At 61.0% G+C, this 19,774-nt stretch carries 19 protein-coding genes and 1 pseudogene; 17 read left to right on the forward strand and 3 right to left on the reverse strand.

Annotated elements, in window-relative coordinates:
- A pseudogene (locus VR74_RS00515) lies at window positions 1-586 on the forward strand (RDD family protein); the annotation flags it as partial.
- 151 nt (window positions 587-737) lie between these two features.
- On the opposite strand, the gene VR74_RS20210 reads toward VR74_RS00515, so the two are convergent.
- Window positions 738-1,916: a DUF3137 domain-containing protein gene (locus VR74_RS20210; RefSeq protein ID WP_299949228.1), complete on the reverse strand. Its 1,179-nt coding sequence runs from the start codon at window positions 1,914-1,916 to the stop codon at window positions 738-740.
- Window positions 1,917-2,126: 210 nt separating this feature from the next.
- Here VR74_RS20210 and groES point away from each other — a divergent pair, with 210 nt between their 5' ends.
- From groES to VR74_RS00595, 16 genes are all read left to right on the forward strand, one after another.
- Complete coding sequence (gene groES, locus VR74_RS00525) at window positions 2,127-2,417, forward strand: co-chaperone GroES (protein WP_045693499.1); 291 nt, start codon at window positions 2,127-2,129, stop codon at window positions 2,415-2,417.
- A gap of 56 nt (window positions 2,418-2,473) precedes the next feature.
- The gene (gene groL / locus VR74_RS00530; RefSeq protein ID WP_045693501.1) at window positions 2,474-4,120 is read left to right on the forward strand and encodes a chaperonin GroEL; all 1,647 of its coding nucleotides are present in this window, start codon (window positions 2,474-2,476) and stop codon (window positions 4,118-4,120) included.
- A 305-nt stretch (window positions 4,121-4,425) separates the two neighbouring features.
- Window positions 4,426-6,771, forward strand: a complete 2,346-nt coding sequence (locus tag VR74_RS00535) for a TonB-dependent receptor (RefSeq protein ID WP_045693503.1) — start codon at window positions 4,426-4,428, stop codon at window positions 6,769-6,771.
- Window positions 6,772-6,872: 101 nt separating this feature from the next.
- Window positions 6,873-8,546: an alkaline phosphatase D family protein gene (locus VR74_RS00540; protein ID WP_045693505.1), complete on the forward strand. Its 1,674-nt coding sequence runs from the start codon at window positions 6,873-6,875 to the stop codon at window positions 8,544-8,546.
- Window positions 8,547-8,728: 182 nt separating this feature from the next.
- Window positions 8,729-9,385: a hypothetical protein gene (locus VR74_RS00545; protein ID WP_045693507.1), complete on the forward strand. Its 657-nt coding sequence runs from the start codon at window positions 8,729-8,731 to the stop codon at window positions 9,383-9,385.
- On the forward strand, window positions 9,382-10,143 hold the full coding sequence (locus VR74_RS00550; protein ID WP_045693509.1) for a hypothetical protein: 762 nt from the start codon (window positions 9,382-9,384) through the stop codon (window positions 10,141-10,143). The genes VR74_RS00545 and VR74_RS00550 overlap by 4 nt, the downstream gene beginning before the upstream one ends.
- Window positions 10,140-10,913 (forward strand): hypothetical protein, encoded by a 774-nt coding sequence (locus VR74_RS00555; RefSeq protein ID WP_045693511.1) that lies wholly within the window; start codon window positions 10,140-10,142, stop codon window positions 10,911-10,913. Before VR74_RS00550 ends, VR74_RS00555 begins: the two co-directional genes overlap by 4 nt.
- Window positions 10,910-11,662: a hypothetical protein gene (locus VR74_RS00560; RefSeq protein WP_045693513.1), complete on the forward strand. Its 753-nt coding sequence runs from the start codon at window positions 10,910-10,912 to the stop codon at window positions 11,660-11,662. Before VR74_RS00555 ends, VR74_RS00560 begins: the two co-directional genes overlap by 4 nt.
- The gene (locus VR74_RS20215; protein WP_299949230.1) at window positions 11,659-11,811 is read left to right on the forward strand and encodes a hypothetical protein; all 153 of its coding nucleotides are present in this window, start codon (window positions 11,659-11,661) and stop codon (window positions 11,809-11,811) included. Before VR74_RS00560 ends, VR74_RS20215 begins: the two co-directional genes overlap by 4 nt.
- A complete protein-coding gene (locus tag VR74_RS00565) occupies window positions 11,801-12,292 on the forward strand; it encodes a hypothetical protein (RefSeq protein ID WP_045693515.1) in 492 nt (163 codons plus the stop codon). The genes VR74_RS20215 and VR74_RS00565 overlap by 11 nt, the downstream gene beginning before the upstream one ends.
- 97 nt (window positions 12,293-12,389) lie before the next feature.
- A complete protein-coding gene (locus tag VR74_RS00570) occupies window positions 12,390-13,145 on the forward strand; it encodes a hypothetical protein (protein WP_045693517.1) in 756 nt (251 codons plus the stop codon).
- Window positions 13,142-13,903, forward strand: coding sequence for a hypothetical protein (locus VR74_RS00575; RefSeq protein WP_045693518.1), 762 nt, complete (start codon window positions 13,142-13,144; stop codon window positions 13,901-13,903). The genes VR74_RS00570 and VR74_RS00575 overlap by 4 nt, the downstream gene beginning before the upstream one ends.
- On the forward strand, window positions 13,900-14,682 hold the full coding sequence (locus VR74_RS00580; RefSeq protein WP_045693520.1) for a hypothetical protein: 783 nt from the start codon (window positions 13,900-13,902) through the stop codon (window positions 14,680-14,682). The genes VR74_RS00575 and VR74_RS00580 overlap by 4 nt, the downstream gene beginning before the upstream one ends.
- Before the next feature lie 47 nt (window positions 14,683-14,729).
- Window positions 14,730-15,470: a hypothetical protein gene (locus tag VR74_RS00585; RefSeq protein ID WP_299949232.1), complete on the forward strand. Its 741-nt coding sequence runs from the start codon at window positions 14,730-14,732 to the stop codon at window positions 15,468-15,470.
- Window positions 15,467-16,171, forward strand: coding sequence for a hypothetical protein (locus tag VR74_RS00590; protein WP_045693524.1), 705 nt, complete (start codon window positions 15,467-15,469; stop codon window positions 16,169-16,171). Before VR74_RS00585 ends, VR74_RS00590 begins: the two co-directional genes overlap by 4 nt.
- A gap of 133 nt (window positions 16,172-16,304) precedes the next feature.
- Window positions 16,305-17,720 (forward strand): M20/M25/M40 family metallo-hydrolase, encoded by a 1,416-nt coding sequence (locus VR74_RS00595; RefSeq protein WP_045693526.1) that lies wholly within the window; start codon window positions 16,305-16,307, stop codon window positions 17,718-17,720.
- 156 nt (window positions 17,721-17,876) lie between these two features.
- On the opposite strand, the gene VR74_RS00600 is transcribed toward VR74_RS00595, so the two are convergent.
- Window positions 17,877-18,416, reverse strand: coding sequence for a hypothetical protein (locus VR74_RS00600; RefSeq protein ID WP_045693528.1), 540 nt, complete (start codon window positions 18,414-18,416; stop codon window positions 17,877-17,879).
- Window positions 18,417-18,492: 76 nt separating this feature from the next.
- Window positions 18,493-19,728: an acyl-CoA dehydrogenase family protein gene (locus tag VR74_RS00605; protein ID WP_045693530.1), complete on the reverse strand. Its 1,236-nt coding sequence runs from the start codon at window positions 19,726-19,728 to the stop codon at window positions 18,493-18,495.
- Window positions 19,729-19,774 lie beyond the last annotated feature (46 nt).

Raw genomic sequence — 19,774 nt, forward strand, 5'->3', positions numbered from 1 at the left:
CCTGCGGGTCGCGTCGCGCGATGGCGGGCGGCTGACGGCGGACGCCGTGCTGGCGCGCAATTTCATGCGCGAAGTGGAGCTGGGCCTGCCGCTCCAATTCCTGATCATGAGCATGGGGAGCGACCAGGTGGGGGCATGGATGGCGCTGCTGGGGCTCGCCTGGTCCGGCGTGTTCCTGTTCTTCCCGGTGTTCAACAAGGACAAGATGCGGGTGGGTGACCTGCTGGCGGGCACCTGGGTGATCAAGGCCCCGAAGGCGCAGCTGATGAGCGATATCGTCACGGCGGTGAAGACGAAAGCGCAGGGCAGCCGCTTTGCCTTCACGCCGCAGCAGGCGGATGCCTATGGCATTCACGAACTGCATGTCCTGGAGGATGTGCTGCGCCAGTCGACGCCGGAGATCAAGGCGCAAGTGGCCGCGCGGATCCGCGCCAAGATCGGCTGGGTGCCGGGGTCGGGCGAGACCGACCTTGCCTTCCTGGAGGCGTATTACGCGGCCCTGCGCAAGCGGCTCGAACAGCGCATGTTGCTGGGCGAGCGCAAGAGCGACAAATATGATGTGGGGCGGCAGGCCGCCCTTCCCTGATTTCCTTAGGGCTCATCCTGAGCGAAGTCGAAGGAGAGCCCGTGGAGAGCAGGCATTCTGGCGCGATATGGTCGAGGTCCTGTTGGTCGAGCTGAAACATGGGGCCAAGCATGGCACAGGTTAGGCGGGGTGGGAGAGAGGCGCGTCTCTCCTACGATTTGTCCTTCACCCAGTCGCGGGTGAGGAAGCCGTCGATCATGTCGCAGACGAGGCCGAGTTCGACGAGGGCGGACGAGAAACGTTCCGAATCGACAAGGGGTTTGAAGATAGAGCCGGCCTCGAACTGGTTGGGGGCTTCGAGGGCGATGGTCATGTGGCCATCCTCGAACACGCCGCGCATCTTTCCGCCGGAGAAGTGGCGCTCCAGCGCCATGAGGCGTTCCATCCGGTCGGGTGTCAGCAGAGCGCGGGCCTCGACCTGGTCGGTGGAATAGACGGTGAAGGCCTTGTCGAGTTCGGAGGAGACGAGGCTGACCTTCTGGAGGTCTTTCGCCGCCTTGCCGCGCTTCCACCAACGCGACCGGGCCATCAGGGTGCGGCCGAGGAAGCGGCCCGGATACTGGACATGGAACAGCATGCCCTGGAACACGGTGCCGCCATTCTTGCCCGAGGTTTCCAGTTTGGCCTCGACGAGGGAAAAGGCCGCCCCGGCGCGGGTGCCCTTGATCAGATCCTCGAAATGGCGGGTATCATGGCCGGGCAAGAGGCTCGCATCCTCCAGCACGTCATAGGCGGGTGTGGGGCATTCCGGGCCGGTGGCATGCGAGGAGCCGAAGCTGGCGCTGCCGAACGGCGTGGTGACGCGGGTCTGGCCGCCGCGCCTGCGCTTGCCGGTCTTGCGGCCCGGCGGGCCATGGCGGGCCTGATAGGCGCGGGCCGCCTTGAGCAGGCTGCGATAGTCGGTGACCTTCGAGACATCGGGGGCGAGGGTTTCATAGGTGAAGCCGAAGCACTCGCAGGCCGCGCCGAGGACGAGTTGCTTGGTGGCGGCCTTCATGGCGTAGACGCGCAGCCAGTCCATGCCGGCGATCAGCACGACCGAGAGCGGCACGCCGAAGAACAGGAACAGCATCCAGCCGCCGAAGATGAAGGGGTTCATCAGGCCGAGCACGAGGAGCAGGATGACGGGGATCATCACGGCGGCGAGGGTTTTGCGCCAGACCTTGCGGATGGTCTCGCGGCGTTCGGCCTCGCGGGCCTGCAGCGCCGGGGCCAGCGATTCGGCCCAGATCCGCGGGCCGCTGAAGAATTCCGGCCGCTTGAGGGCGATCGCCTCGAGACCCGGAACCTTTACGGCCCTTCCTGCTGCGTCATATTCAATGCGAACCATGGCGCGCCCCCGTTTGCCCGAAATCATAGCATTCACAGGCGTTTGGTGAACAAAAAATTCACGGTCCGCCTGTTGACGCCGCCTCCAGCCCCCCCTATCTGCGCTGTAGCGTTAGCAGTCTGAGGGGGTGAGTGCTAATTCCCTTCCCCCCTTTGAAGCTGGCGCGACAGATTCAACCCCGAACCTACGTAGAAAAGCGAGAGGCTCAATATGAAACTTCGTCCCCTCCACGACCGTGTTGTCGTGCGCCGCGTCAAGGAAGAAGAAAAGTCCAAGGGCGGGATCATCATTCCCGATACCGCCAAGGAAAAACCCCAGGAAGGCGTTGTTGTTGCAGTCGGCGCTGGCGCCATTGGCGACGATAATGAGCGCATTCCGCTCGACGTGAAGCCTAAGGACCGCGTCCTGTTCGGCAAATGGTCCGGCACGGAAGTGACCGTCGACGGCGAAGAGCTGCTCATCATGAAAGAGAGCGACATCATGGGTGTGCTGGAGAAATAGTCTCCCACCCGTCGCAATTTCCTGAATTCCCAAACTATTCAAAGAGGTAACTCAATATGGCTGCCAAACACGTTGTTTTCGGCTCCGAAGCCCGCGAGAAGATGCTCAAGGGCGTCGACATTCTCGCAAACGCAGTGAAAGTCACGCTCGGCCCGAAAGGCCGTAACGTGGTGATCGAAAAATCCTTCGGCGCACCGCGCTCCACGAAGGACGGCGTCACCGTCGCAAAAGAAATCGAGCTTGAGGACAAGCTGGAGAACATGGGCGCACAGATGCTGCGCGAAGTGGCCTCCAAGGCGAACGACGTTGCCGGTGACGGCACGACGACCGCCACGGTTCTCGCACAGGCCATCGTTCGCGAAGGCATGAAGCGCGTTGCTGCCGGCATGAACCCGATGGACCTGAAGCGCGGCATCGAGAAAGCCGCTGCCGAAGTCGTCCGCGACCTCGCCCACAGCTCCAAGAAGGTGAAAACCAACGAAGAGATCGCCCAGGTCGGCACGATCTCGGCAAACGGTGACACCGAAGTCGGCGCGATGATCGCTGATGCGATGGCGAAAGTCGGCAATGAAGGCGTCATCACGGTTGAAGAAGCCAAGTCGCTGGAAACCGAACTGGAAGTCGTCGAAGGCATGCAGTTCGACCGCGGCTACCTGTCGCCCTACTTCGTCACCAATGCTGACAAGATGACCGTCGAACTCGAAGACGTGCTCATCCTGCTGCACGAGTCGAAACTCTCATCGCTCCAGCCAATGCTGCCGATCCTCGAAGCTGTTGTCCAGTCGCAGAAGCCGCTGCTGATCATCGCTGAAGACGTTGACGGCGAAGCCCTTGCCACACTGGTCGTGAACAAGCTGCGCGGCGGCCTGAAGATCGCTGCCGTGAAAGCACCGGGCTTCGGCGACCGCCGCAAGGCCATGCTGCAGGACATCGCTGTCCTGACAGGCGGCCAGGTCATCTCCGAAGACCTCGGCATCAAGCTGGAAAACGTCTCGATGGACATGCTCGGCAAAGCCAAGCGCGTGTCGATCACGAAAGACGACACGACCATCGTTGATGGCGGCGGCAAGAAGAAGGACATCGAAGGACGCGTTGCCCAGATCCGTAACCAGATCGAAGACACCTCGTCTGACTATGACCGTGAAAAACTGCAGGAACGCCTGGCGAAACTCGCTGGCGGTGTTGCCGTGATCAAGGTTGGCGGTGCCACCGAGATCGAAGTGAAAGAGAAGAAGGACCGTGTCGACGACGCGCTGAACGCAACCCGCGCAGCCGTTGAAGAAGGCATTGTTCCCGGCGGCGGCGTGGCCCTGCTGCGCGCATCGAAGAATATCGATGTGGTCGGCCTGAATGACGACGAAAAAGCCGGTATCGACATCGTCCGCAAGGCGCTGGAAGCACCGATCCGCCAGATCGTCGAGAACGCAGGCGTGGAAGGCTCGGTTGTTGTCAACAACATCCTGTCTAACAAGTCGCGCTCCTACGGCTTCAACGCCCAGACTGAAGAATATGGCGACCTGGTCGTCATGGGCGTCATCGACCCTGTGAAAGTTGTCCGCTCTGCCCTGCAGAACGCGGCCTCTGTCGCAGCCCTGCTGATCACGACGGAAGCCTCGATCTCCGAAGCACCGAAGAAAGAATCAGGCGGTGGCATGCCAGGTGGCATGGGCGGCATGGGTGGCATGGGCGACATGGGCTTCTAGTCCAGGCCTCAAGCCAACCGAAACGAACAGGCGGCCCTCCGGAAACGGGGGGCCGTTCTGCATTTCAGACCTGCGGCACGGCGCGACACGCGCCTGTAATTTTTGCGACAGTTTCGAGAAATTTCGCAGTTGCGAAAATTCGTAACCGAATTGTCATCCAAGCGTCATCAAGGCGGGTTAGCTGACTCCTCAAGCACAAGGAATAGACCGGACACGGAGTGTTTCGGTGACGGACGCTCTGATCATGCATCAGGGCGATTTCTTCCGCATGTGCGGGGTCAAGAGTATTCAAGTAGGGAAAAATCATGAATACGTTATGGAAAGCCGGTCTTCTGACCGGTGTCAGCCTGAGCCTGGTGATGGGTTTTGCCCACGCCGATGATGCCGAAACCACACAGGACACGCGCCAGCTGGACACTGTGATCGTTCTGGGTCAGCAACAGACCTATGCGTCCAGCGAGTCGACCGAGTCGATGGCGCTGCAACAGTCGCCGGTGACGAGCATTCTCGCCCAGATCGACAACCTCCCCGGCGTTCAGGTTCAGGAAGGTGACGCATTCGGCTTTGACGACTGGTCAACCGGCGTTGCGGTTCGCGGCTTCCAGAACAACCTCGGCGAGCAGCAGGTTGGCATCACGGTTGACGGCATGCCGAACGGCGGATCGAACTATGGCGGCGGCGCAAAGGCCAACCGCTACATCGACACGCAGAATGCCGGTTCCATCGAAGTGTCTCAGGGCACCGCGGACATTGCCTCGCGCTCGAATGATGCGCTTGGCGGTACGCTGAACTTCACCACGCAGAACCCGTTGGACGAGCGCCGCGTGCGCGTATCGGCCTCGCTGGGCGATTTCGAAGCGCAGCGTTTCTACGGGCGCTATGACAGCGGCCTGCTGGCTGACAACAAGACCAAGTTCTGGGTCTCTCTGTCGACCCAGTCAGCCACCGATCATGTCACCGGAACGGCTGACAATACGCGCGACCACTTCGCCGCCAAGCTGCAGACCGAGCAGTTCGGCATCGACTGGACAAGCTATCTTTCGATCGATGACACGCTGGAAAACAACTACCAGCGCCTGTTCTCGCCAGCCGATTTTGCCGCCAACCCCAATTCGGACCAGCTGACGGGCGAATGGACGGGCATCCCCTATATCGACCAGCTCTACCGCCAGGCCTGGGGCACACTGCGCGAAAACTCGCTCTTCTACGTGAAGGGCGAAAAGCAACTGTTCGAGGGCGTGAACCTGGAAGCAGGCGTCTACCGCCATGACAATGACGGCCGCGGTGACTGGGTGCCGCAATATGTGGTCAATGTCGGCCAGTTCGGCGCTTCGACCCTTCCGCTGGTGACCTTTGTCGATCAGGCGGGCACGCCGCTGGAACCGACGCCCGGCTGCGTTTCGTCGATCACCTTCCCGTATGGCGGCGCAGGCCCCGCATACGACCCGGCCTGTTTCCCTGCCGGTTCGGTGGCGCTTCAGTCCTACCGCCACACGCACTACCAGAAAGAACGCACGGGCGCCTATGCCGACCTCGACTGGACCACGCAGATCGGTACAGGCATCGAGAACACGCTGCGTGGCGGTCTGTGGTACGAAGACACGACGCGCTATGAATACCGCGACTGGCACCAGCTCAACGATACGCGCATCGGCCCAGACTATGATGCGACGGCCTATTGGGTGCAGTACAGCCGCGAATTCCCGCAGACCACGTTCAAGTGGTACATTGAGGACGTGGTGGAAGTGTCCGACTTCACGTTCCGTCTGGGCGTCAAGCAGTTCAGCAACGAGATCGAGCGCGTCGACCTGTTCACGCCGAATGACCCGACGCTGAACTTCAAGGTGTCGAGCGACTCCGATGTGCTGTTCTCGGGCGGTGCAGCCTGGACGCCAAGCGCCATGCCGGGCGTGGAAGTGTTCGCCGGCTATGCCGAGAACTTCAAGGCCATACCGGACACGGTGCTGGAAGTCGTGGGCAGCAGCGGTGTTACCGGCCTGCCGGATCCTGAAACAGCCGAAAACGCTGAAATCGGTGTGCGTTATGTCAGCGACCGCCTGCGCGGTTCGGTAGTGTACTTCGACTCGACCTTCGAGAACCGCCTGTTCCCGGCGCCAACCGAATCGGTCGACGGTATCGACTACCTGGAATCGTCGAATGGCGGCTTCATCAATGGTGGCGGTATCGAGTCCAGCGGCCTGGAAGTGGCGGGTGAGTTCAACGCCACGGACAACTGGTCGTTCTTCGGATCGTACACATACAATGACGCGACCATCCTCGGCACGGGCGATACGGTCCTCGACACGGCAGCTGGAATCTTTACCGGCAACCAGGTTCCGGGCATTGCCGAGAACATGTTCGTGATCAGCGCCGACTATACGGAAGGCAACTTCTTTGCCGGCCTGTCGACAAAATGGGTGGATGACCGGTTCGTGAACCTGTCGAACACCTGGACCGCCGAGAGCTATTACGATGCCGACCTCTATGCCGGCATCTCGGGCTCGGCCCTGTCGGAAGACCTGTCGAATGTCGAGTTCCGCCTGAACGTGAACAACCTGTTCGACAATGACTGGCTGGCTGGCATCTCGGGCAACGGTGCCTGGATCTCGGCGCCGCGCACGGTGATGTTCACCGCGACGGCTGACTTCTAGACCAACCCCATCCGGAACAGGCGGGCCCGCAATGGGCCCGCCTTTTTCGTTTTCAACTGCAATCCCTGGCCGCATTGTGTGGCCCTGCCGAGGAGGCCGACATGCCCACACTTGATCGCCGACAGACCCTGGCCCTGATCACGGGCGGCACGCTGGCCGCTTGCGCCGCGCCGCAGACCGAAGCCGTTGCTCCCCCTGCCCACTCGCCTGCCTTTGCGCATGGCGTGGCCAGCGGCGATCCGCGCACGACGAGCGTGGTGTTGTGGACGCGGGTGACGACGGATCTGGCCGAGCAGGCCGTGACCTGGGAGCTGGCGCACGATGCGGCGTTCAGCGACATGGTGCAGAGCGGCGAAGCGGTGGCCAGCGCCGAGGCAGACCATACGGTGAAGGTGATCCCCGAAGGACTGGAACCCGGCGGGCAGTATTACTACCGGTTCATTACGAATGGCGGAACGTCGCCCACGGGGCGCACCCGCACCCTGCCTGTTGGCGCGCTGGACCGTCTGGGCGTCGCCCTGATTTCCTGTTCGAACTATCCGTTCGGCCATTTCAATGCCTATGACGCCATCGCGAAGGATGCAGACGTGGATTTCGTTCTGCACACGGGCGATTACATTTATGAATACGGCGCCGATGCCTGGGGCAATGAGGAAGGCACGGGCCTCGGTCGCGCACATGTTCCCGCCAACGAGATCGTGACGCTGGCCGACTATCGCACGCGCCATGCCCAGTACAAGACCGATGCCGGATCGCGCGCCATGCACGCGGCGCACCCCTTCATGGCCAGCTGGGACGACCATGAGAGCGCGAACAATCCGTGGATGGACGGCGCCCAGAACCACCAGCCGGAGACGGAGGGCGACTGGGACGCACGGCGGGCCGCTTCGCTTCGCGCGTATTATGAGTGGATGCCGATCCGCGAGCCGGAGCCGGGCTTCAGCCGCGCGGAATTCTGGCGGACCTATTCCTTCGGGAACCTGGCGACGCTGGTGACGCTGGAAACCCGCCATTCAGGCCGGGGCGAGCAGGTGGACTATGCAGCGTATGCCGAGACGATCACGTCGCCGGAAACACGCGATTCCTTCATGCGGGACGTGATTGGCGACCCGAACCGCCGGATGCTCTCTGAGCGGATGGAAGCTGCGCTGGCCGATAGCCTGTCAGACTCGGTGGCGGCTGGCCAGCCCTGGCGCCTGATCGGTAATCCGAGCCCGATTGCGCGGATGCTGGTGCCCGATGTCGCGGCCTACGGGATTGACCCTGCCAGGGCCCCGAAGGGCGAAGCGCCCGGTGAAGGCACCAACCTGTTCTGGAAGGCGCAGTGGAACCTGCCCTTCTATACAGACACATGGGATGGCTATCCGGCGGCCCGCGAAGCCTTTTATGCGCTCAGCCGCGCGGCGGGCGCGGAAGACCTGCTTTTCCTGACCGGCGACAGCCACAGTTTCTGGGCGAACCAGCTGTTCGACGGCGAAGGCCGCCCGATGGGCCTGGAACTGGGCACGGCCGGCGTGACATCGCCCGGCGATTTCGTCGATACGGGATGGGATGCCGAGACGGCCGAAGCGCTGGACCGCGTGTTCGAACAGGCACTGGAGGAAGTGCGCTGGACCGACAACATGCACCAGGGATATGTCCGCGTGGTGCTGACGCAGGCACAGGCGGATGTGGCCTATGTGGCGGTCGATACCGTGCTGCTGCCGGACTATCGGACCGAGGTGATCCGGACAGAGACCGTGGTGAAGGACGGTAAGACCTTGCGTTTCATGTAGCCCTGTGGGGCCCGCTTGAAGGCGGGATGCGCTGATACCATTACAGGTCCGGCCTCAGACGGTCGGGTCCGGGGCGAGAGTGCGAGACATTTGGAAAAAATCGTTCCATAAATGCCCCTACAGGTGTTTCGTGGGGGAACCAGAGTGGGACGATTTCGATTCAGAGCGCGTGGCGTGGCGGCATGAAGCTGCCCGCATTCCTGTCGCGGGTCCGGCGTCCGGGCGCTGCCAAGGCAAACCCGCCTGAACCGGTGATCGTGCCTGCGCCAGTGGAAGCGCCGCCTGCGCGCAGCCGCACCGAACGGCTGAGCCAGTGGCTGGCGCTTGGCGCCAATATCGGCGTGCTGCTTGGCCTGATCGTGCTGATCGTGGAAGTGCGCCAGAATGCGGCCCTGTCCCGTGCGGCCATGGAGCAGCAGAAGAACGACTTCCTCGCCGAGATCGAGCTCTATATCGCCAAGCCGGACATTTCCGGCGTCTGGATCAAGTCAATCCGGCACCCGGAAGACCTGACCGAGCCGGAAATGCGCACATTGGACGGCATTCTGGTCGCGCTGATGCTGCAATGGGACCATCGCTTCCAGATGGAGGCGGCAGGACTGGCGAGCCGGGAAGAGGCGCGTCAGCACGTGCTCAACTCGGCCCCCTACTATTTCGGCAGCCCCTTTGCCAAGCGCTGGTGGTCGCTTCAGGCCTCCGGCTGGGAAGGCACGCCCATGATGGAAGTGGCCGGCCCCATTGTCGAAGCGCTCGATGAAAACTTCCTCGCCGACTATCTCGACAGTATGAGACTGCCCGCGCCCGGAACCGCAGCCACTGAGCCGGAGATGCCGCAATGATCCTGCGCCGTCTGACCCAGCATGTGAAGGACCAGAACTGGTTCGCGGTGGGGCTCGATTTTGTGATCGTTGTGCTGGGCGTGTTCCTCGGCCTGCAGGCACAGGGCTGGTCTGTCGAGCGTGAACGCCAGAGCAATGAACGCGACTACCTCGCGCGGCTGCATGGCGAGGTCGTGCTGCTTATTGAAAGCCGCGCCAGTTACGATGAGTCTCGAAAAAATTTCTCCGAAGGCCTTCTTGGCGCGCTAGCCGTGCTCAAGGACCCGGCGGGCGCAGAGGCCATATCAGTGGAACAATGCGACGCCATTGCCGGTTCGGCACATACGACAGTACCGCCCGCCGAATTGCCTACTATCATGGAGCTATTGACGACCGGGCGCCTTGACCAGCTCACCTCGGCGCCGGTGCGCACCGCGATTCTCAACTACACACAGGAGGCCGCGCGCGCCCGCGATCTCATTCTCGTCATCACGGAATCCGGACGCGATCTCGGCAAGCAATATCCACATCTGATCACGCATAATGTCGGCCCGGCGCGCGTTGGTCTGCCGGACAGCGTATGGCTCAATCCGGAATGCAATACGCATGCGATGCGCGCGAACCTGGTCTTCCTCAATGAGTTGGGTGAAAATGCATACATGTATAATGTGTATGCCGAGCGCGCCGTCTTTCCCGTAAGCGCGCAACTGGCGACGCTGCACGCGGTTCTTGATGACGAAATAGGCGCCAGTCATGCCAGCGCGGCAGAAGCGCCATGATCCTGCGCCGTCTGACGAAGCATGTGAAGGATCAGAACTGGTTCGCGGTGGGGCTCGACTTCGTCATTGTCGTCGTTGGCGTGTTCATCGGTATTCAGGTGTCGAACTGGAACGCAGCGCGGGCTGACCTGGCGCGCTCCATGCAGTATCTTGAACGTATTTCGGCCGACCTCTCCCAGGATATTTCTACATATGGCAACCGGATTCAATTCTGGCAGCAGGTTTCTGACTATGGGTTGGCGGTTCTTGATGAAGCCGATGCAGGCGGAACATCCCTCAGCGCCTGGGAATTGCTGCTGGCCTATTTTCAGGCAAGCCAGGTCGCAGAGTTCGAGCCTTCCAATTCGACATTCGAGGAACTGAAGAGCGCCGGCGAACTCGGCCTCGTCCGCGATGCGAAACTGCGCAGCGAACTTGCCCAGTATTACAACTATTCCGGAATTGAAAGCCTGCGTGAGCGCCCCCGCTATCGGGAGCATGTGCGCGGCATCATCCCTGCGCGCATGCAGCTTTATATCTGGTCAGACTGTTACCAAACGGATGGTTCCATGCAGACGCTGAAAGCTTGTCCGTCACCAGCGCAACACCCTGAAATCCAGGTCGTCATTGACCGGCTACAATCAAGCGAAGCGCTCCATGAGGAATTACGCTACTGGATATCGTCGCTGAAGGTGGCGAACCTCATCGTCACCGACCACGCCGATAGCGCCAGGGAACTCCAGGCCGCTTTGACGGTTCAGATCGACCTGCAGCGCGGGAATGCCCAATGATCCTGCGCCGTCTGACCAAGCATATGGAGGACCAGAACTGGTTCGCGGTGGGGCTGGATTTCTGCATCGTAGTACTGGGTATCCTGATCGCGTTTCAGATTACCAACTGGAGCGCAGCGCGGCAGGACAATCTGATTTACGAACAGGCCCGCGCACGGGTCATCGAAGAAGCAAACACAAATCTGGTTCTGTCTCAAAACGCGATCAGGCGGGTAGTTGACCAGAAGAACCAAGCCTTCGAAATCTTGCGGGACTTTGAAACATGCAGCGCGGAAAACGGCGCTGAAGGGCGCTTTATGCGCGCGATGCAAACCTTGAGATTGATTGTGGGCCTGAATGTCCGTCGCGACGCGATCAATCAAATTCTCACCTCGGATGCCTTTCTCGATAATATCTCGCCAGAGGACCGCACCACGCTTTCGGCCTATCTGCGACGCGTGGACAACGTCGCTGACAATTCGCGGTTCAGCGACAGCTTTTACGGCAACCGGCCACCACCTCAGGATAACCCCATCTTCCAACGCACGCTCGATGGAGACTTTAGCGGCGGCCTGGCGAAGATCACCCTGACTGTCAGTTATGAAGAGGCTTGCCAGGACACCGCCCTGAACCAGTTTCTTTTCGACCGGCTGGAGAACGGGGCCTACATCACGAGTCTGGCAAGCAGCCTCGCCGAAGCGTCGCGAGAGGTCTTGATCGAGCTGGGAGAAAGTCCGCCCGAAACACCAGAAGCGGAGCCCGCGCCATGATCCTCCGGCGCATCACCGATGCCTTCCGCAAGCAGGACTGGTTCACCGTCGCGGTGGAAACCCTGATCGTCTTCTTCGGCGTGTTCATCGGTCTGCAGGTGAATAACTGGAAGGTCCGGACAGTAACTGGGAGCGGTCATGCTACTTGAACAAATCTATTTCTTGGCCGCGATCATCTCGTCGGTCGCGGTGATTGCATCCCTGATCTTTGTCGGGCTGCAGGTCCGCCACTCCGCCGCCCAGCAGCGCATCGCGACCGCAGTCGGTTACTATGACATTTTCCGGGATCACATGAATATCCTCAACGAGGCCGGAATGGTGGATCTCTTCCTGCGCGGGTTGGACTACACGCCGGACACTTTCGAACCGGCAGAAAGAACGCGGCTCAACGTATTCTACACAATGGTCACGCGCGGTTATCAGGTGATGCATTACCAGGCCAAAAAGAATGTGTTCGAGGCAGATTTCTGGCGTCATACGCAGAACCATTTCCGCGACCATCTGGCTTCGAAATACTATCAGGCCTTCTGGACAGCCAGGCGACACCATTTCCCACTCGATTTCCGGGATATGGTCGACCAGCTGATCGCCTCAGGGCCGACCGCGCCCCTTCTGGAAATGCAGTCATGAATATCGAACAAGGCGCCCCCACAGCAAAGATCGCCGGTGGCCTTGCTGTCGTGGCGCCCCTGACATGCCCCGCACCCCAGATTTATCAGAACGCGCCATGATCCTCCGCCGTATCGCCACCGCCTTCCGCAAGCAGGACTGGTTCACCGTCGCGGTGGAAACGCTGATCGTCGTGTTCGGTGTGTTCATCGGTCTGCAAGTGAATAACTGGAATGCGGCGCGGGTCTCGCGCAGTGATGCAGCGGACCTGGCGTCGCGGCTGCGCATTGAGGCAGAGGAAACGCGCGCCGATATCGCCGCATATCTTGCACTGAACGAATTGATCCTGACTGACGCGAAGCGTCTCGCTGTCCGGCTGGGTGAAAGCGAAACCTGTCTTGCCATGGGTGATGAGACGAAGGCGCTGATTCTGGGTATTGGGGACTTTCCGCCGCCCCGATTTTCGCTGTCATCGGCAAATGAGGCGCTGGAGACAGGGCGGCTTTCGCTGATCGGGTCGCCCGAAATTCGCGACAGTGTCCGCGAAATGGCAGACCAGATGGCGTTCATGGACAACCAGTGGCAGCGCTATGTCCGCGTCAAGCAGGAGACCGAGAAGGCCGCTTACACAGCGGCGGGCCTGCGCCTGATGACCGAGAGCGACCTGGAAGTCCGCCCCGGAACTGACGTCATCGCCGGGCTGGACCAGTACGAGATGACCACGCCGAACCGCATCTGCGGTAACACCGTAGTCATCGCGCTGGTCAGCAATGCGGCGCTCACCCAGCACCTCTACTCGATCTACGTTTCCGAGGTCGCCGACAGGCTCGACACCTATACAGCCGCTCTTTCCGGCACGAAGGCGCAACCATGATCCTCCGCCGCATCACCACCGCCTTCCGCAAGCAGGACTGGTTCACCGTCGCGGTGGAAACCCTGATCGTCGTGCTCGGCGTGTTTCTCGGTATCCAGCTTGGCAACTGGAACGAGGCGCAGGCGGTGAGGATGCAGGAGACAGAACTGCTTCAGGAGCTCCGGCAGGAAATTGAAACCTCGATCCGTGTCACGAACCAGAAGGCCGACGCCATCGGCCAAGTGGTGGACGCGGGCAAGCGCTCGCTGGATTTCATGGCGAGCGACGGCGATTGTGGCGCAGACTGCTGGCCCGTCCTGGTCGACTTCTTCCATGCCTCGCAGTGGCAACCCATAGACGTCAACCAGTCGACCTATAGCGAAATGCGCCGACAGGGCTTTCCGCGCGCGCGCGATGTCATCGACGCGGTGGAAGGGTATCTCTCGCAGAACGCGACGCTAACCAGCACGCAGGTGATGCCGGCCTACCGTTCCCGCGTTCGCCAGCTGATCCCTTTCGATGCCCAGGCCCATTACTGGTCGAATTGCTATGACCTCAATGACGGCGCCGAAACCTATGTGCTGGATTGTCCGAAGGGGGTCAGTGACGAGGTGGCGGCGGAGACAGTCTCGAAAATTGCCGGTAATCCTCACATTGAGCCCCTTCTCACAGAGTGGGCCGGGCTGATGTATTCCACGCCTTCAGACCTCGCCGAACAGAATGAAGCCGCAAGGCGCGCGATCGCCGTCATTGACGCGGAACTGGAGCAGCGTCGATGATCCTGCGCCGCTTGACCCAGCACGTGAAGGACCAGAACTGGTTCGCGGTGGGCCTCGATTTCGTCATTGTGGTGACGGGTGTGTTCATCGGCCTGCAGGCCTCCAACTGGAACGACAATCGTGAAACGCGCCAGCGCGCGGCCGTGTTCAGCGAGCGCCTGACGCAGGACCTGCGCTATGAAGCCTGGGCCTATGAATACCTGATCGCCTACAATCGGGACGTCCGCGCCGGAGCGAAGGCTGCGATCGACGCGCTGTCCGGCACGGGGCCGCTCAATGACGAGCAATTCCTGGTCGATGCCTATCGCGCGACCCAGTACAAATACATGGACCGGAACCGCGCGACTTTTGACGAGCTGATCTCGACCGGCGACATCGGGCTGATCGCCAGTGATAAGCTTCGGGCGACGGCCATCTCGATCTACACGACGACGCTGATCGATGTGATTGCCGACGAGGGGCGTGAGGCACCCATTAGGACGCTGTTCCGGCGGCGCGTGCCAGCCGATGTCCAGCAGGCACTACTTGAAAAGTGCGGCGACCGGTTCGCGCCGACCGGCGACTATGACGCAATCACCGGCTCACTGGCCTATCCGTGCGAGCTTCGGCTTGCGCCGGATGCCATCGCCGCTGCCGTCACGCTGTTGCGCTCGGACGCCGGACTTGTGGAAGCGCTGCAGATTCGCTTCGCCGACCTGGAAACCGCAATCACCGATCTTGAAACCGTCAATGCGGAGACGCTAAAAAGTCTCCGCACCATCGCAGGCAGAAACCCATGATCCTTCGCCGTATCGCCACAGCGTTTCGCAAGCAGGACTGGTTCACCGTGGCGGTGGAGACGCTGATCGTGGTGTTCGGCGTGCTTATCGGTCTGCAGGTCAATAACTGGAACCAGGAGCGGATTGAGCGAAACAGCGAGCATGTCATGCTTTTGCGCCTGCAGGAGGAAGCCCGCTCACTTCTGGATATGCAGAAAGGAGAGCTGGCGGCTCAACGCCCTCGCCTTGAGATACTCAAAAACGCTCATCCCGTTATGTTCTCGCTGGCACCATCACGGCCACTGACCAGTGATGAGTGCTGGGCCCTGGTCGTCTCACACTGGCTGCCATCGCCCACCGAAGAATTGTCGAGCCTTGATGAGCTCATTGCATCCGGCCGCTTTGATTTGATTTCCAATCGGTCCGTGAAGGAGGCCCTTCGGGACTATGCGGTGGTAAAGGAACGCTCTCGTGGTGCGCGGGCCGAAGCGGTCAGCGAACTCTTCCGGCTTCACAGCCGCCATCCGGACGCCGTCCAGCTCGAAGTGGGGCGTGCCGACGACACAGACTACTTTCCCCCAGCTGCGAACACTGACGGCGAAGGCATGGTGTGGCGATATCTCTGCGACATCAGCAAAATTCGCGGGAACAAAGGCTTCCTCAGCGAATACAGCGACAATATTGCGCGATTGAATTCATATCTCAAACGCTACGAAGACCGCATCATCGTCCTGACGGAATTGGATGCTGAACTGACGAAGGAATTGGGCACGTCACACTCGCGGCGCAAACGCGAAACCGCGCCATGATCCTCCAGCGCCTCGCCACCTCCATTCCCAAGCAGGACTGGTTCACCGTCGCGGTGGAAACGCTGATCGTGGTGTTCGGCGTGTTCATCGGTCTGCAGGTCAACAACTGGAACACCGCAAGCCAGGAACGGGCGCGGGAGGGCATCGTTCTGGAACAGCGGGCCAGTGAGTTCACCATGGCGGTCGAGGAGGGAAAACGTGCGCAGGTTGAGGCTGAGGCCTCACTCGCGGCAACACGGGATGTGCTGAAGGCGATCTGGGAAGGCGAGGAACCGGATGACAGCGGGGCGTTTCTCAAGACGCTGGGGATTGCGGGCGGATTTGAGCCCGCCCCCGCGGAACCGGTGACGCTGGTTGAACTGATGCCAGGCGGCGGGCTGTCAGACCTCTCCTCTCCGGACCTGCGCACGGCGCTGATCCGCTATCACGAGACGGCCCTGTATCAGCGCGAGCTGTCGAGCTTGACCCTGCAGCGCGTTTCTGCGCCGCATGATGGCTTTCACGATGCGATCCATGTGAACCCTGACTTTTCACCTGAGCCGGAAAACCGCCTGGAGCGCTATGACTGGGCCCTGATGGCCGGCACACGCCAGCAGTTCCAGACGATCATGTATGGAAAGCCCGGGCTCAGTTATGGCATCGCGGAACAGATCGTCCGCGGGCAGGCCGTGCTCGAAGAAATCGAGAAGGCCCGCGAATAATCCTGCGCCGCATCTCCAAGAGACGGTTCCGGACGAGAATGAATTTCCAGATCGGAGGCTGACTCTTTGTGCGAGCAGGGTAAGGTCGGCCTCAAACATTTGCCTTCTCGCGCACAGAACAAGGACAATCCCAATGAATTTCAGGCTTTCGCTCATCGTATCGGCAGCAATGCTGGCCGCCGCACCACAGGCCATCGCGCAGGACCGCACGGCATTCGAACAGCAGGCGCGGGAAATCTATCGCAATGTGGTGGAGATTCGCTCGGCCCGCGGGCATGAAAAGGTGCCCGAAGTGGTCGATTATATTGTCGGCGAGCTGAAGGCAGCCGGTTTCGCCGGCGAAGATATCCAGATCACCGACTATGATGCAACCGGCGAGGCGACGCAGGGGCTGATCGTCTGGTACCGCGCAGAAGGTGAGCCAAGCGAGGCCCCGATCGTGCTGCTGGCGCATATGGATGTGGTCGATGCGCTGGCCGAGGACTGGGTACGTGATCCCTACAAGCTGACAGAAGAAGAGGGCTATTTCTTCGGGCGCGGCACAGCGGACAACAAGTATGGCGTAACCAGCCTGGTGGCGACCTTTATCCGCCTCAAGGAAGAAGGCTTCGTGCCGACGCGTGATCTTGTCATGGTGCTGTCGGGCGATGAGGAGACGGGCATGGTGTCGACCCGCGCGCAGGCGAATTATGTGCATGAGACCATCAAACCGGCCTTCATCCTGAACGCCGATGCGGGCGGGTTGTCGCTCGGCCCGGATGGTGAGCCGCTGATCTATGGCGTTCAGGGCGCCGAGAAGACCTATGCGACCTTCGAACTGACCGTGACAAATCCAGGCGGGCATTCGTCTGCTCCGCGCAAGGACAACGCGATCTATGAGCTTGCCGATGCGCTGAAGAATATCCAGGCGTACAAGTTCCCGGTTCGCTCAAGCGAGCTGACACGCGCTTCGCTTGAAGCGGGCGGGCGTCAGCGGCTCGACAAGCTCGGCAATGCAATGCGCGCCTTCGCTGCTGACCCGACCGATGAAAACGCAATCGAGATTCTGCGGGATGATCCGTCTACGGTGGGCACGATCGGAACAACGTGTATCGCGACCATGCTGCGCGGCGGCCATGCCGAGAACGCATTGCCACAATCTGCGACCGCGACAGTGAACTGCCGCATCTTCCCGGGTGTCGGCATTGAGGCGACCGAACAGACGCTGAAGGACGTCGTTGCCAATGAGGATGTGAAGTTCAAGCTGATCTCGGACCTGGTCGAGAGCCCCGAGTCGGGCCTGCGCGAGGACGTGCTGGGGGCGCTGAATGCAGCGCTTGAGGAGCGGGGTGTCGACGTGCCGGTGGTGCCGCACATGTCATCGGGCGGCACGGACGGGATGCATTACCGCAATCTCGGCTATGACACGTATGGTGTCGGCGGATCAGCGGCCAAGTCGAACGACACATATGCGCACGGCCTGAATGAGCGCCTGCCTGTGGACAGCTTTTATGACGGGCTTGATCATTTCCATGTCATGCTGAAAGAGCTGGCCGGACCGGATGAATAGGCTGGGCTGACCCATCCGGGATTTTTCAATCCGCCACGCCCCCTAAAACCGCACCTTCGAGGAGCGTGAATGGTGGAGCAGTTCGTTGAAATGACGGGTGACGTGCGCACGCGCGGGCGTGCGCCATGACTCTGTCCCGCTCACAGCGGCCGCCTCTTATTCAGATTCAGCCTTGAGCTTTGCGAGTGCGGCCTTCAGCTTTTCCAGCGCGCGGGCCCGGTGGGCCGCTTCACGTTCGCCTTCGGCTTCCATGTAGGCGATGGCCTTTTCGAGCGCGGCAGCCTTGTTTTCCGGTTTGGCCTCGTCGCCCGTCAGGCAGATGACACTGACCTCGACTTCGCTGCCATCTTCGCTCTCATCGCGGAACGCGTATTTCACCGGGTCGTCTTCCCCTTCACCGGCAGAACAGTCAGCAACATGGGTCGTGTGCTTGCCCTGCTCCATGACACGGACGATGGTCTTCCCTCCATGCTTGGTGTGGACATTGACCTCTGTGTCTTCATCCAGAGACACTTTGTGCATCTCCTTGACGATGACACGATGGGGCTGTGTTTCACTGTCGGTGGTTTCGACGGTCTCGGTAGTCGCCTCGACCTTTTCGGCTTCGGCCACAGGCTCGCTGGCGCAGGCCGTGGTGACGACGGGCAGCGCAAGGGCCGTGGCGAGCAGGATGGCTGGCAGTGATACACGCGACATGGGCGTCTCCTCCATTTAATGACTACATATGTAGTCTAACGAACGGGACGCCCTGTCAAGCTGGGGCCGGTCTGGCCTAGAGCAGGTCTCCGCCGGCTGCGGCGGCTGTGGTGCCATCTTTCTTGAAGGCGCGGATGACGTTCTTGCCGGTGATCCATTTGTGCACTTCGTCCGGCCCGTCGACGAGGCGCTGGGAGCGGATATGGGTGTACCAGGCGGCGAGCGGTGTATCGAGGCTGTAGCCAAGGGCGCCGTGGAGCTGGATGGCAGTATCGACGACCTTGTGCACCATGTTGGCGAGGAAGACCTTGGCGATGCCGTTCTCCTGGCGCAGGTCCATGCCGTTCTCGGCCTTGTAGGCGATGTGCATGAGCATGAGGCGAGCGATGTAAAGCTCGCTGGCGCATTCAGCGAGCATGAACTGGACGCCCTGACGGTCTTCGAGGCCCTTGCCGAACGTGGTGCGCCTGGTGACATGTTCCGTGGCCAGGTCGAGCGCGCGCTGGGCCATGGCGACATTGTGCATGCCGTGGCGCAGGCGGCCATAGGCGAGCCGGTGCTGGCCCATGGAGAAGCCGCCGCCTTCGCCGCCGAGCAGGTTTTCCTCCGGCACGATGAGGTTGTCGATTCGCACCTCGGAATGGCCGCCGCCCATCTCTTCATAATGTGCACCGTGCACGGCCATTGTGGGGATGTCGCGGACGATCTGGTAGCCGGGGTTTGGCAGCTCGACGATGAATGTCGAGAATTGCTGGTGGCGAGGGGCGTCGGGATTGGTCTTGGCCATGACGACGGCAATGTCGGCGGCGCTGGCCGCGCTGGAGAACCATTTCTCGCCATTCAGCACATAGTTGCCCTTGCCGTCCTTGACGGCGGTCGTCTGCATGCCGGTGGCATCGGCGCCAGCAGCTTTCTCGGTCATGGAATAGCAGATGCGCTTGTCGCCATTGAACAGAGGCTTGAGGTATTTCTCTTTCTGGAAGTCCGTGCCGTGGGCGAGCAGCGTGAGCATGGTCGCATCATCCGGGCCTTGCGAGTTCATCGACAGGGCCCCGAGATGGCTCTGACCGAGCTCCATCTGGACGAGGGCGTTGGCGAGGGGACCGAGGCCCATGCCGCCATGCTCGACGGGGATGAAGGGCAGCCAGAGGCCCTGCGCGCGGGCCTTCTTGCGCAGTTCCGCCAGGACGGTCTTGTAGGCCTTGCCGGCCGTCATTTCCTTCTCGGCGGGGATACATTCGTCTTGCACCCACTGGCGCACGCGCTCGCGGACTTCCTTGGCGTCGTCCGGAATGGTGAAATCGATGGCCATTTTGCTTTCTCCCTTTTCTGTTGCCTACAAGCTATGCCCGAAACCT

Source organism: Hyphomonas sp. BRH_c22, assembly GCF_000961795.1.
GTDB lineage: Bacteria > Pseudomonadota > Alphaproteobacteria > Caulobacterales > Hyphomonadaceae > Hyphomonas.